This window comes from Actinoplanes sp. 13, assembly GCF_056134165.1.
Genome location: NZ_JBVYOQ010000002.1, coordinates 223,797 through 236,764, shown reverse-complemented (window position 1 = coordinate 236,764; position 12,968 = coordinate 223,797). Strand labels below are relative to the sequence as shown.

Genomic DNA, 12,968 nt, shown 5'->3' with positions numbered 1-12,968 from the left:
GTCAGACGGGGTGGAGGGGGGCGGTGCTCGCGCGGCGGAGGACGCGGATCGGGGGGCCGGCGTGGTCGGCGGGTGGGGCGCCGTCCAGGGCCGCCAGCACGGCACGGGCCAGCGTCAGACCGTGGTCGTGGACGTCGATGCTGAGGGCGGACAGCGGCGGCACGGCGAGCTCGCACAGCGGGGAGTCGTCGTAGACGAGCAGGCTGAGCCGCTCGGGCACCGGCACGCCGGTGCGGATCAACTCCTGCTCGGCGGCGACGGCCATCACGTCGTTGTCGAACACCACGGCGGTCGGCACCGGGTCGGCGGCCAGGAGCCGGTGCACGCCGCTGACCCCGGACTCGGCGCCGTAGTCGCCCTCGACGATGTGCACGCGTACCCCACGGGTCTCGCCCGCCGCGCGCATGGCCGCCGTGCGCTCGGCGGTGTGCAGCAGGTCGGCCGGCCCGCTGACCCGGCCGATCACCCGGTGGCCGAGCGACGCCAGCATCTCGACCGCGGCGGTCATCGCCCCGGCGTCGTCGGTCACCACGCGGGAGAAGCCGGGCGCCTCGGCCCGGCCGGCCAGGACCGCGGGCAGGCCGAGGCCGGCCAGGTGGGCCGGGCGGACGTCGTCGTGGACCAGGTTGACCACGACGACGGCGCGGACGGTGTGGTCGCCGGCCCACCGCCGGTAGGTGTCCAGCTCGGCGGCCAGGTCGGGCACCACCAGCAGCAGGACGCTGGCGCCGCGCGGGGCGAGGGCCTCCTCCATGCCGGCGATCAGCTCCATGAAGAACGGCTCGACGCCGACCCGGGCGGCGCTGCCGGTGAGCACCAGCCCGATCAGTCCGCCCCCGTCCGGCCGGCTCATCGGCCACCCGGGAGCGGACTCGAGGCCCGGCCCCATGTCAGCCGACCTTGGCCGGGATGGTGAGCGAGTTCGCCGAGCGCAGCACCTCGGCGGCGGAGAACGCCTCCGCGTCCACGGCCGCGCCGGTGGACACGGTGAACGTGTGGGTCTCTCCGGACAGCAGGTCGACGAGCATGTCATCGACGACGGCGTCGGGAGCGACCCGGTCGGCGAGCACGGCCACGTCCCGGGCGAACGACGCGGCGGTCACGGTGATCGCATATCCGCCCTCGACGGCGACGGCGTGCGCCCGTACCGCGGCGGGGTCGTAGTGCAGGTCGAAGTCCTCGGCGAACAGGTGGGTGGCGCGGTGCCCTTCGACGTCGGCGACGAGCACCTCGCGGTCCGGCTCAGCGGCGGCGAGCAGGCCGCCGTCGACCGGCAGCAGGGCCACCGAGCGGGCGGGGACGTCGAGCGGGACGTCGGCGGCGGCGAGCGAGGGGCCGTCGAAGCGGACCCGGCGCAGCGCGACGGTGGCCTGCCAGGCGGCGTCGGTGTCGTTGACCGCGGCGAGCACGGCGCCGCCGTCCCGCTTGACGAACGCGAGCAGGCGGGGGGCGTACGCGCGGCGCAGCGCGTACCAGGCCGGCTTGAGGCGCCCGGCGCCGTCGACGACCGACCACGAGGTCACCGGCCAGCAGTCGTTGAGCTGCCAGAGGATGCTGCCCATGGTGTGCGGGGCGTGCGAGCGCAGATGCTCGATCGCGTACGAGGTGGCCCGCGCCTGATTGAGCTGGGTCGCCCAGTGCCAGGCGGCGAAGTCCTCGGGCACCGTCATGTGGTGGGCCAGGCCCCGGTTCAGCTTGCCGTTGCCGTCCTCGGCCTTCTGGTGCAGCAGGAACGCCGCCGACTCCTGGTGCAGGTCGGCCGGCTCCAGGGTGGCCACGAGCGTGGACCAGGCCGGCGGGGCCTGCCAGCCGAACTCCGAGCAGAACCGGGGCGTGAAGTTGTCGTGGAAGGTGTAGTCCTGCCGGTTCCACGCCTCCCACTCGTGCCGGGTGCCGTACCGCTCGTCGTTGGGGTGCACCACCTCGGGGTCGCGGCCGGGGCTGGACGGGCTGCCGGGGTGGTACGGCCGGGTCGGGTCGAGCTCGGCCAGCAGCGCCGGGAAGTCCTCGTAGTAGTACCGCGCGCCCCAGGTGGCGCCGTTCAGCTGTTCCTTCCAGCGCCAGTCCTCATGCCCCCAGATGTTCTCGTTGCCACCGTTCCAGAGGATCAGTGACGGGTGCGGCGCGAGCCGGGTGACGTTCTCCCGGGCCTCGGCGAGGATCTCCGAGCGCAGCGGCTCGTCCTCCGCGTACGCCGCGCAGGCCAGCGGGAAGTCCTGCCAGACCAGGACGCCGCGCTCGTCGCAGACGTCGTAGAAGTCGTCGCTCTCCCAGATGCCGCCGCCCCAGACGCGCAGCAGGTTGGTGTTGGCGGCGACGGCGCGGTCCACCGCGTCCGCCAGCCGGGCCCGGGTGATCCGGGTGAGCAGGTGGTCCTCGGGGATCCAGTTGAGGCCGAGGACGAAGATCTCCTGGTCGTTGACGACCAGCGCGAACCTGCTGCCGGCCTCGTCGGGGGTCTCGTCGAGGCGCACGTCCCGGAACCCGACCCGGGTCTCGTGCGAGTCGAGCACGTCCTCGCCGCGCAGCAACCGCACCGACACCGGCACGAGGGGCTGCTCGCCGTACCCGACCGGCCACCACGTCGGCGCGTCCGGCACGTCGAGCTCCACGACGGCGGAGTCGGTGGCCGTCTCGGCGCGGACGGTCCGCGAACCGGCGGTCACCTCGACGGTGAGCGGCCCGTCAGCGACTCGTTCCAGCGACACGTGCACGGTGAGCCGGTTGCGGGTGGCCAGCGGCCGGACCGACGCCAGCCGGGCGACCCGCCACCGCTCCAGGCGCACGCCCTTCCAGATGCCGGCGGTCTGCAGGTCGGGACCCCAGTCCCAGCCGAACGAGCAGGCCATCTTGCGGACCGCGTTGAACGGATGCGGGTACGGCCGGGGGCGGCTGCCGAACTGCCGCTCGAACTCCTCCGCGTGCTCCAGGGCGGAGTCGAACCGCACGCTGAGCGGGATCGCGCCGTCGCGCAGCAGGTGCCGCACGTCGAACCGGTAGCCACGGTGCATGTTCACGGTGCGGCCCAGCTCGGTCCCGTCGAACTCGACGGTGGCGACCGTGTCCAGGCCGTCGAAGACCAGGTCGACCCGTTCACCCTCGGCAGCCGGCTCGGCGACCACGGTGGTGTCGTAGCGCCAGGCGGACCGGTGGAACCAGGTGAGGCCGGCCTCGTTGGCGCCCAGGTAGGGGTCCGGGATGACGCCGGCGGCGAGCAGATCGGTGTGCACGGTTCCGGGCACGGTGGCGGGCAGCGCGGAGGCGGCGATCTCCGGTGGGACCGGTCCGCCGGCGGCCCGGACGGTCCAGCCCACGTGCAGGTCGGTCTTGAGCATGTCGGAGTGCTCCCTCGTCATGTCGGGAAGGGGGTTGCCGCCGCGCCGGGGCTCCCACATTCTTAAGCTACTGAACGAAGTCCGTCAACGCTGGTGAACCCGGAGGCACGATGCGCCCGAGCAGCGACACCGACCGCGCCGGCCTGGTGCATCTGAGCACGGCCGGGGTGAGCGTCGTGCTCGACTGCCGCGGCCCGTCACTGCCCGCCGTCGTGCACTGGGGCGAGGCCCTGGGTGACCTCTCCGGCGCGCGACTCGCCGATCTCGCGCTGGCTGCCGCGCCGCAGCCGATCGGATTCTCCGCCGACACCCCGGTCCGCGTCTCGATCCTGCCCGAACAGTCGGCCGGATGGCTCGGGCACCCCGGGCTGGCCGGCCACCGGGACGGCCGGTCGTGGTCCAGCAAGTTCGAGATGACCGATATCGAACGGGACGCTCTGGGCGTACGCCTGACGGCTGCGGATCATGTCGCGGAGCTGGCCCTCAGGTGGGAGATCGAGTTGCACCCGTCCGGGGTGCTGCGGGCCCGGGCGACGCTGACCAGCACGGCGCCCGGAACGTACTGGCTGGACCATCTCACGTTGTTCCTGCCGGTGCCGGCCGAGACCGTCGAGCTGCTCGACTTCACCGGTCACCACCTGCGGGAACGCTCGCCGCAACGGACCGCCTTCACGCATGGGTTGCGGGTCCGGGAGAACCGGACCGGGCGCACCGGCTACGACTCCGCCTATGTGCTGTGCGCCGGGACGGCCGGGTTCGCGAACCGGCAGGGACGGGTGTGGGGGGTGCACACCGCGTTCTCCGGTGGGTCGCGGACGGTCGCCGAGCGCAACTATCACGGACATTCCGCCCTCGGCGGCGGCGAGCTGCTGCTCCCCGGAGAGATCGGTCTCGGTCAGGGCGATTCCTACACGACACCATGGATCTACGGCGCCTTCGGGGCGGACGGCCTGGATTCGCTGTCCGAGCGGTTCCACGACTATCTGCGGTCGCGGCCGCAGCATCCCTCGACCCCGCGTCCGGTGGTGGTGAACACCTGGGAGGCGGTGTATTTCGATCACGATCTGGGCCGGCTCACCGAACTTGCCCAGGCTGCCGCGGCAGTCGGCGCCGAGCGATTCGTGCTGGACGACGGGTGGTACGGATCGCGCCGGGACGACACGTCGGGCCTCGGCGACTGGCACGTGTCGCCGGACGTGTGGCCGGAAGGGCTCAGCCCTCTGATCAAGGTGGTGCGTGCGCTGGGCATGGAGTTCGGGCTCTGGGTGGAGCCGGAGATGATCAATCCGGACTCCGACCTGGCCCGGGCGCATCCGGACTGGATGATGGCGGTGGACGACCGGCTGCCGCCACCGGCCCGGTCACAACAGGTGCTGGATCTCGCCAACCCGGCCGCCGGAGCCTGGATCCTGGAGCGGCTTGACGCGCTGCTGACCGAATATGACATCTCCTACCTGAAGTGGGACCACAACCGGGACCTCGTCGACGCCGGACATCCCGGCACCGGCCGGGCCGGGGTGCACGATCAGACCCACGCCGTCTACCGCCTGATCTCCGAGTTGCGGGCCCGGCATCCCGGCGTCGAGATCGAGTCCTGCTCCTCCGGGGGCGGCCGGGTCGACCTGGAGATCCTGGAGCGGACCGACCGGATCTGGGCGTCGGACTGCATCGACGCGCACGAGCGGGTGGCGATCCAGCGGTGGACGTCGCTGCTGGTGCCGCTGGAGCTGATCGGCTCGCACGTGGGGGCACCGCAGTCGCACACGACGCACCGGACGCTGCCGCTGGACGCGCGCGCCGGCCTGGCCCTCTTCGGTCACCTCGGCATCGAATGGGATCTGACCACAGCCTCCGCCGACGACCTGGACAGGCTCGCCGAGTGGGTCGCCCTCTACAAGGAGGTGCGCGGCCTGCTGCACACCGGGACGCTGGTGCACGGCGACGTCGCCGACCCGGCGTACTCGGTCACCGGCGTGGTCACGCCGGCGGACGCGCTCTTCGCGCTGATCGCCACCGCCACCAGCGACGCCTACCCGCCGGGCACGGTGCTGCTGCCGGGGCTCGACCCGGATACTGTCTACCGCGTGCGGGCCCAGCCGCCGGGTGACGTTCCCGACGGTAACGCCGCAGCCTGGGGCGCTGCGCTACCCTGGTGCACGCCGCAGGGCGTCCACCTCACCGGGCGTGTGCTCGGCGGCTCCGGGCTGCGGCTTCCGGTGTTGTACCCCGATCGCGTCATGCTCGTGCGCGCCACAGCAGTCGACGACCAGGCTGTCAGGGTGGTGGCGAGTTGAGAGAAGCGGTCGGTGACGCCGCGCCGGTCGGCCGACCAGGACGCGGCCGCCGCCCCGGCGCCCGCGAGAGCATCCTCGACGCGATCCGCGCTTCCGAGCCGCTGAGCCGGGTCGAGCTGGCGGCGATGACCGGGCTCACCGAGGCCGCCGTGTCGATGACCGTGCGCCGCCTCCTCGAAGAGGGCCTGATCGTGGAGACCGGCCGCACCCCGACCGGCGGCAAGCCCCGCACCCTGCTGCGTCTCGACCCGGCCGCCCGGCTGGCCGTCGGGGTCTACCTCGACCGGGACGTCACCACGTACGTGCTGACCGGCCAGACCGGCGGTGTGATCTCCCGGCTGGCCCGGCCCGCGCCGACCCAGCCTCCCGCCGACGCTCTCCTCTCGCACCTGACCGCGGGCATCGACACGCTGCTGGCCGGTTCCGGCGTCGACCCGGCCCGCTGCCTCGGGATCGGCGTCGTCTGGCCCGGGCCCCGCAGCGGCGTGTCCCGCTTCGACGACGCCCCGCCCCACCTGCGCGGCTGGGACGGCGAAGAGCTCGGCAGCCGGCTGGCCGACGCCACCGGCCGGCCGGTCCTGGTCGAGAACGACGCCACCGCCGCCGCGGTCGGCGAGTACTGGGTCGCCCGGGTCGGGCCCGAGCAGGCCTTCGCCGCGCTCTACATGGGCAGCGGCATCGGCGCCGGCATCGTCGTCGAAGGCCGGGCGATGCGCGGCGGGCACGGCGCGGCGGGCGAGTTCGGTCATGTGTGCGTCCAGGTGGACGGGCCCGAGTGCTGGTGCGGCAGCCGCGGCTGCCTGGAGATCCTCGCCGGGCCGCGAACCGTGGTGCAGGCCGCCCGCACCGATCCGGCCGCGGCGGCCGAGGCGGGCATCGACCCCGGCTCACCGCGCAGCGTGGCAGCCGACTTCGCGGCGATCGCCCGGGCCGCCCGGGCCGGCGGACCCCGCTGCCTGGAGCTGCTCGAGGATTCCGCCCGCTACGTGGCTGCCGCCGCCGAGTCGGTGGTGAACCTTCTCGACATCGACCTGGTCGTGCTGACCGGGCCCGGCTTCGCGGCGGCGTCGTTCGTCTACGGGCCGGCGATCATGCGGCGGGTCTCGCCGGCGGACACCCGGACGTGGCGGCGGTCGGTGACCGTCACCGTCTCTCTCGCGGCGGCCACCGCCTCGGCCACCGGTGCTGCCGCGCTCGTGCTGCAGTCCCACCTCCGTCGATAGCCCGGTCACCCGCAGCGGGAACTAAGATCGCCGATATGACGGGGATGAATGGCAGGAAGCGGCCGAGCGGGCTGGTGACCGGATCGTTGATCGCGATCTCGTTCGGCACGGTGTTCGTGATGGTGAACAGCGGTGGACTGCCGGGGCTGTGGCCGTGGGTGATCCGGGCGGCGGGGGCGCTGATCGCGGTGGGACTGGTCGTGGCGCTGTTCCGGACCGTGGGTGGAGAGGCCGAGCGTGCGCCGGCCGGCGGTCGTGGGTTCGCCGACCGGCGATATCAGCTGATCGTGGTGGCCGAGGTGGTCGCGCTGTTCGGCGGTCTGGCGGTGATCAACGAGGTGCTGGACGCGCCCGAGGTCTCGGTCGCCTGGATCGCTGTGGTGGTGGGGGTGCACTTCTTCGGGCTGGCGTGGGCCTGGCGGATGCCGCTCTACCACTGGCTGGGCGCGGCGATGACCGCGCTGGGGCTGGCCGGCTTCCTGGTGAACGCGATGGGCGGCTCCGCGGGCCTGGTCGGGCTGGTCGCGGGGGTCGGGTCCGGTGTGGCCTTGTACGCGGCGGTGGTGCCGGCCCTGCGCGGCGCCCGGCGTGAAGCAGCCGCCTGACCCCGCGCTGGGCACCCGGAGTCACCACACGCCGGTGGTTTCAGGGGCGGTGGCCTGTTGAGCCGAGGCGGCGCTCCGGGTTCGGGGCCGCGTCGGCAAGCGTCCTCGTGTACTCGTGCTGCGGGTTAAGGATGACGTCGTCGGCCGGCCCGCGCTCCACGATCCGGCCCTTGAACATCACCAGGATCTCGTCGGAGAAGTGCCGCGCCGTCGCCAGGTCATGAGTGATGTACAGGACTCCCAGGTCTTCCTCCCGCTGCAGGGTCGCCAGCAGGTTGAGCACGCCGAGCCGGATCGACACGTCCAGCATGGACACCGGCTCGTCGGCGATCAGCACGCCCGGCTCGGGGGCGAGCGCCCGCGCGATGGCCACCCGCTGGCGCTGGCCGCCGGAGAGCTCGTGCGGGCGCCGGGCGGCGAAGTCGGGTTCCAGCCGCACGCGTTCGAGCAGGTGCAGGACGCGCCGGCGCACCTCGGCGTCGGTCATCTTCGGGTTGTGCAGGCGGACCGGCCGGGCCAGGTGGTGTTCGACGCTGTGGAAGGGGTTCAGCGACGCGAACGGGTCCTGGAAGACCATCTGCACGGTCCGCCTGTAACGGGCGAGGCCGCGGCGGGTGACCGGTTCCCCGTCCAGCAGGATCGATCCGGCGGTGGGGCGTTCGAGCTGGAGGAGCATCTTGGCGATGGTCGACTTGCCGCTGCCGCTCTGGCCGACGAGCGCGGTGGTGCGGCTGTGGTCGAGAGTGAAGCTGACGTCGTCGACGGCGCGCATGGTGCCGGCGCGCCAGCCGTCGCGCAGGCGGTACTCCTTGACGAGGCCGCGTACCTCCAGCGTGGTCATGAGGCCTCCCGGACGAAGGATCCGCGTTCGCCGGTGAGGCTGGGGAACGACGCCAGCAGCTTGCGGGTGTACTCGTGTTTCGGGTTCAGATAGAGGTCGGCGGCGTCGCCCAGCTCGACGATCGAGCCGTCGCGCATCACCGCGATCCGGTCGCTGATCTCCAGCAGCAGCGGCAGGTCGTGGGTGATGAAGATGACCGCGAAGCCGAGCTCGTCGCGCAGCCGGGTGATCTCCCGCAGGATCTCCCGCTGCACCACCACGTCGAGCGCGGTGGTCGGCTCGTCCATGATCATGATCTGCGGCTCCAGGGCCATCGCCATCGCGATCATCACGCGCTGGCGCATGCCGCCGGAGAGCTCGTGCGGATAGGACCGCAGCCGCACCGGATCCACGCCGACCCGTTCCAGCAGCTCACCGCAGCGGGCCCGGCGGGCGGCGCGGCCCATCTCCGGCCGGTGCGTGCGGAAGATGTCCTCGAACTGGTCACGGATCGAGATGACCGGGTTCAGCGAGTTCATCGCGCCCTGGAAGACCATCGAGATCTTGTCCCAGCGGGCGGCCCGCAGATCCTCCGCGCTCACATCCCCCCAGTCGATGTCGTAGCCCTCGCGGGAGTGGAACACCGCGTGCCCCGACGTGATCATCGCCGGCGGCTTGAGCAGACGGACGATCCCGTACGCCAGGGTGCTCTTGCCGCACCCGCTCTCCCCCGCCAGGCCGAGCACCTCGCCGCGCCGCAGGCCGAAGGAGACGTTCCGGACCGCGTGCACGGGTGGCGAGACCAGATAGTCCACGCTGAAATCCGCAACGGTCAGCACGGGATGGCTCACAGCGTCGACTCCTTGGCCTTGCGCAGCTGCTCGCGGGACATCCGCCAGCCACGGCGGGCGCCGCGCGTCTGGTTCCGCAGCTTCGGGTTGATGATCTCGTCGATCGAGAAGTTGATCAGTGACAGGGCCGCCCCGAAGAGTGCCAGCAGCAACCCCGGCGGTACGAACCACCACCACGCGCCGAGCCGCAGGGCCAGGCCGTTCTGCGCGTAGTACAGCATGGTCCCCCAGGTGAACGAGCCGCTGGCGCCCAGGCCGAGGTACGACAACCCGGCCTCCCCGAGGATGGCGAAGATGACCGCGAACACGACCTGGGTGGCCAGCAGCGGGATCAGGTTCGGCAGGATCTCGACCAGCAGGATCCGCCAGCGCTTCTCCCCCGCCACCCGGCAGGCGAGCACGTAGTCACGGTTGCGCAGGCTGAGCGTGGTGCCGCGCAGCACCCGGGCGGAGCCGGCCCAGCTGGTGATGGCGAGCACCAGGGAGACCAGCAGCAGGCTCTTGTCCGGGACGTACGCGGAGATCACGATCACCACGGGCAGGCCCGGGATGACCAGCATGATGTTGGTGAACAGCGAGAAGGACTCGTCCAGCCAACCGCCGGCGTACGCGCCGACGATGCCGAAGAAGCCGGAGAGCAGCAGGGTCAGAACGCCGACGATGGCACCGACGATCAACGAGCCGCGGGTCGCGTACGCCAGTTGGGCGAAGACGTCCTGCCCGGTCTGCGTGGTGCCGAGCACGTGGTCGGCGCTCGGCCCGGCCAGGCCGATGTCGCTGACCTGCGACGGGTCCTGGACGAGCAGCGGGCCGAGCAGCCCGAACAGGACGATCACCCCGCCGATGCCCAGGCCGGCGGCGAGTTTGCCGGTCATCGGCGGCAGCGCCACCCGGCGGCGCGGCACCGGGACGTTCACGGCGACGGTCTCGGTGGCCATGATCAGCTCCGGGTGCGCGGGTCGATGACGGAGTACAGGAGGTCGACCAGCAAGTTCGCTCCTAGCACGGACAACGTGATGATCAAGAAGATGCCCTGCATGAGGGCGTAGTCGTTGCCGCCGACGGCCTGCAGCAGCGCCGAGCCGATCCCCGGGTACGAGAAGACCGCCTCGGTGACGATCGACCCGGCGACCACGAACCCGAGCGAGATGGCGAACCCGGAGACGGACGGGAGGATGGCGTTGCGGGCCGCGTACCGGCGCCTGATCCGGCTCGGGCGCAGCCCTTTCGCCTCCGCGGCCACCATGTAGTCCTCGGAGAGCGTGGAGACCATCATGTTGCGCATCCCGAGCATCCAGCCGCCCACCGACGACAGGATGATGGTGAGCGCCGGCAGCGTGCCGTAATAGATGACCGAGCCGATGAACGGGCCGTTCCAGCCCGGCGTCACGTTGTAGACGTCGTACCCGCCGTTGAGCGGGAACAGCGGCCACACGCTGCCGAACAGGAACAGCAGGATCAGGGCCAGCCAGAAGTACGGGACCGACTGGAACATCGTGGTGACCGGGATAAGGCTGTCCAGCCACGAGCCTCGCTTCCAGCCGGCGAGGGTGCCGAGACCCACGCCGGCCAGAAACGAGATGATCGTGGCCAGCCCGATCAGGCCGATCGTCCAGGGCAGGGTCTGCCCGATGATGTCGATGACCGAGGCGGGAAAGAACGTCACCGAGACACCCAGGTCGCCGGTGGCCAGACTGGAGAGGTAGTCCGTGTACTGACTCCACAACGACTGGCTGGTGTCGGCGCCGAGCAGCGCCTCGATCGAGGCCCGGGTCTCCGGGCTGACCGGCCCCTTCTGGCCGAGTTTCGAGATCATGATCTCGACCGGATCGCCGGGCATGAGCCGCGGGACGAAGAAGTTGACGGTCAGCGCGGCCCAGAGGGCGACCAGGTAGAACCCGGCTTTGCGGAGCAGGAACATGGGCGCTACTTCGCCGCCGGCTTCAGGTTGGCCAGCACGATGCCGTTGTCCCACTGCTTCCAGGACGCCGGCAGCGCGTACTTGTTGTCGTTGGTCGGCCAGCCGGTGGCGTTGGCGGTGTTGAACTCGGTGAGCATCGAGTTCAGGTAGATCGGGATGTACGGCAGGTCGTTCACGATCTCCTTCTGGATGATCGCGTACTGGGCCTTCTGCGCCGCCTCGTCGTTGGTCGCCGACGCCGCCTCGATCGCCTTGTCCACCGCCGCGTTGCTGTAGCGGGCGTAGTTGCCGCTGGTGCCGGCCGCCTCACCGACCTTCGCAGTGGTCTTCGTGACGTACTTGAGGCTGTAGGTGGCGTACGGGTTGGTCGACGCGCCCAGGCCGATCGAGTCCAGCGAGAGCTGGTACTTGCCCTGCACCTGGTTGTTGTTCCACTCGTTCCAGGACAGCTGGGTCGGCTTCAGCTCGATGCCGACCTCCTTCAGCTGCTGCGCCATGGCGTCGTTGAGGGAGATGTAGTCGCTCCAGCCGGTGACCGTCTGGATGGTGAGCGAGAGCTTCTGCCCGCCCTTGGCCCGGATGCCGTCGCCGCCCTTGACCCAGCCGGCCGCGTCCAGGAGCTGGTTGGCCTTGGCGGCGTCCGGTGCGCCGGGGATGGTGGCGTGCGCCGGGTCGGCAATCCATTTCTTGTCCCGCTCCGGCGGGAGCATGGTCGGCGAGGCCGGTGCCGCGAACCCGCCGCCGGCCAGCTTGTTCAGCTGGTCCCGGTTGAGCGCGTGGTAGATGGCCTGCCGGACCGCGACGTCGGTCTGCGGGCCGGTGCAGCCCAGGGCCGCGTTGGCGCAGGTGAAGATCGAGGTGGTCATCGCCGGCGTGTTGACGTACGTCAGGTTCTTGTTGCTCGCGATCAGCTGGTCCAGGCCGGGCAGGAACGAGCTCATCCAGTCCACCTGGCCGGCGACCAGCGCGGCGCTCGCGGCGTCCGCGGTGGCCAGCGAGATGTAGCGGACGTTCTGGATCTGCGGCTTGTCCGGCTGCCAGTAGCTCGCGTTCTTCTCCATCTGGTAGCTCTGCGCGGAGAACTGCTTGAGCTTGTACGGCCCGGTGCCGACCGGGTTCGGGTTGATCGTCTTGGCCGGATCGTCGATCTTGCTCCAGACGTGCTCCGGGATGATCGGGGTGTTGCCGACGATGGCCGCCTCGTCGGTGTACGAGGTGGCCGGGAACGTGAGCACGACGGTCCTGTCGTCGGTGGCCTGCGCCGAGGTGAGCTTCAGCCCGGTCGCGTTGATCCCCGGCGTGCGGCGGATCAGGTCGAAGGTGAAGGCCACGTCCTTGGCGGTGAACGGCTGGCCGTCCGACCACTTCACGCCCTCGCGGGTGGTGATCGTGAGCTGCTTGCCGTCCGAGTTCCAGGAGTGCGCGGTGGCCAGCATCGGCACCGGCTCGGCCTCGGTGGCGAAGTTGTAGTAATAGAGCGGCTCGAAGATGAGGCCGTTGGTGGGCTGCAGGAACGTCGGCGAGAACGGGTTCCAGTTCTCCACGATGGTGCCGGTCGCGCCGTTGAAGACGGTGACCGTGCTGGTCGCGCCGTTGCCGGATTTGTTCCCGCCGGAGGACTCCGAGCAGCCGGTCAGCGCGAGCGCCACCGCGGCCGTCGCCGCGACGGCCGCGCCGGCTCTGCGGCCACGGCGGGTGAAGAGGTCATACATCAGCGAATCCCTCGTCTGGATCGCCGTCACCGACGGCGGGTGGAGTGCGCGGGATCACCCACGCCGGGGCCATTATTAAGTGGCTTAAGTTTGTGTTGTCAAGGGTTGTCGCGCAGAGCGCGACATCTCGGCCGATCGATGCCGCACTCCACTTGACCCGCTTAGTTAACTCATTTTAGATTCTGGGGAGCCCGCAACGGCAACACC

The 12,968-nt window shown here is 71.0% G+C and carries 10 protein-coding genes; 3 read left to right on the top strand and 7 right to left on the bottom strand.

The window, feature by feature from the left end; all coding sequences use genetic code 11:
• Position 1: 1 nt before the first annotated feature.
• Positions 2-889 (bottom strand): LacI family DNA-binding transcriptional regulator, encoded by an 888-nt coding sequence (locus AC0NH5_RS05655; RefSeq protein WP_474400689.1) that lies wholly within the window; start codon positions 887-889, stop codon positions 2-4.
• A 1-nt stretch (position 890) separates the two neighbouring features.
• Entirely contained in the window at positions 891-3,356 is a 2,466-nt protein-coding gene (locus AC0NH5_RS05650) for a glycoside hydrolase family 2 protein (protein WP_474400687.1), read from the bottom strand.
• A gap of 89 nt (positions 3,357-3,445) precedes the next feature.
• Here AC0NH5_RS05650 and AC0NH5_RS05645 point away from each other — a divergent pair, with 89 nt between their 5' ends.
• Genes AC0NH5_RS05645 through AC0NH5_RS05635 form a run of 3 tightly spaced genes read left to right on the top strand, consistent with a single transcriptional unit; the run spans position 3,446 to position 7,457 of the window.
• Complete coding sequence (locus AC0NH5_RS05645) at positions 3,446-5,629, top strand: alpha-galactosidase (protein WP_474400686.1); 2,184 nt, start codon at positions 3,446-3,448, stop codon at positions 5,627-5,629.
• The gene (locus tag AC0NH5_RS05640; protein WP_474400685.1) at positions 5,626-6,852 is read left to right on the top strand and encodes an ROK family protein; all 1,227 of its coding nucleotides are present in this window, start codon (positions 5,626-5,628) and stop codon (positions 6,850-6,852) included. The genes AC0NH5_RS05645 and AC0NH5_RS05640 overlap by 4 nt, the downstream gene beginning before the upstream one ends.
• A 35-nt stretch (positions 6,853-6,887) precedes the next feature.
• Positions 6,888-7,457: a hypothetical protein gene (locus AC0NH5_RS05635; RefSeq protein WP_474400683.1), complete on the top strand. Its 570-nt coding sequence runs from the start codon at positions 6,888-6,890 to the stop codon at positions 7,455-7,457.
• A 40-nt stretch (positions 7,458-7,497) separates the two neighbouring features.
• Here the strand turns inward: AC0NH5_RS05635 and AC0NH5_RS05630 are convergent, their stop codons facing one another.
• From AC0NH5_RS05630 to AC0NH5_RS05610, 5 genes are read right to left on the bottom strand one after another with little or no spacing between them, the layout of a single operon-like run.
• The gene (locus AC0NH5_RS05630) at positions 7,498-8,298 is read right to left on the bottom strand and encodes an ABC transporter ATP-binding protein (protein ID WP_474400681.1); all 801 of its coding nucleotides are present in this window, start codon (positions 8,296-8,298) and stop codon (positions 7,498-7,500) included.
• On the bottom strand, positions 8,295-9,128 hold the full coding sequence (locus AC0NH5_RS05625) for an ABC transporter ATP-binding protein (protein WP_474400679.1): 834 nt from the start codon (positions 9,126-9,128) through the stop codon (positions 8,295-8,297). Before AC0NH5_RS05625 ends, AC0NH5_RS05630 begins: the two co-directional genes overlap by 4 nt.
• Positions 9,125-10,066, bottom strand: a complete 942-nt coding sequence (locus AC0NH5_RS05620; protein WP_474400678.1) for an ABC transporter permease — start codon at positions 10,064-10,066, stop codon at positions 9,125-9,127. The genes AC0NH5_RS05625 and AC0NH5_RS05620 overlap by 4 nt, the downstream gene beginning before the upstream one ends.
• A 2-nt stretch (positions 10,067-10,068) precedes the next feature.
• Complete coding sequence (locus AC0NH5_RS05615) at positions 10,069-11,049, bottom strand: ABC transporter permease (RefSeq protein ID WP_474400676.1); 981 nt, start codon at positions 11,047-11,049, stop codon at positions 10,069-10,071.
• A 5-nt stretch (positions 11,050-11,054) separates the two neighbouring features.
• On the bottom strand, positions 11,055-12,761 hold the full coding sequence (locus tag AC0NH5_RS05610; protein ID WP_474400674.1) for an ABC transporter substrate-binding protein: 1,707 nt from the start codon (positions 12,759-12,761) through the stop codon (positions 11,055-11,057).
• Positions 12,762-12,968: the final 207 nt, after the last annotated feature.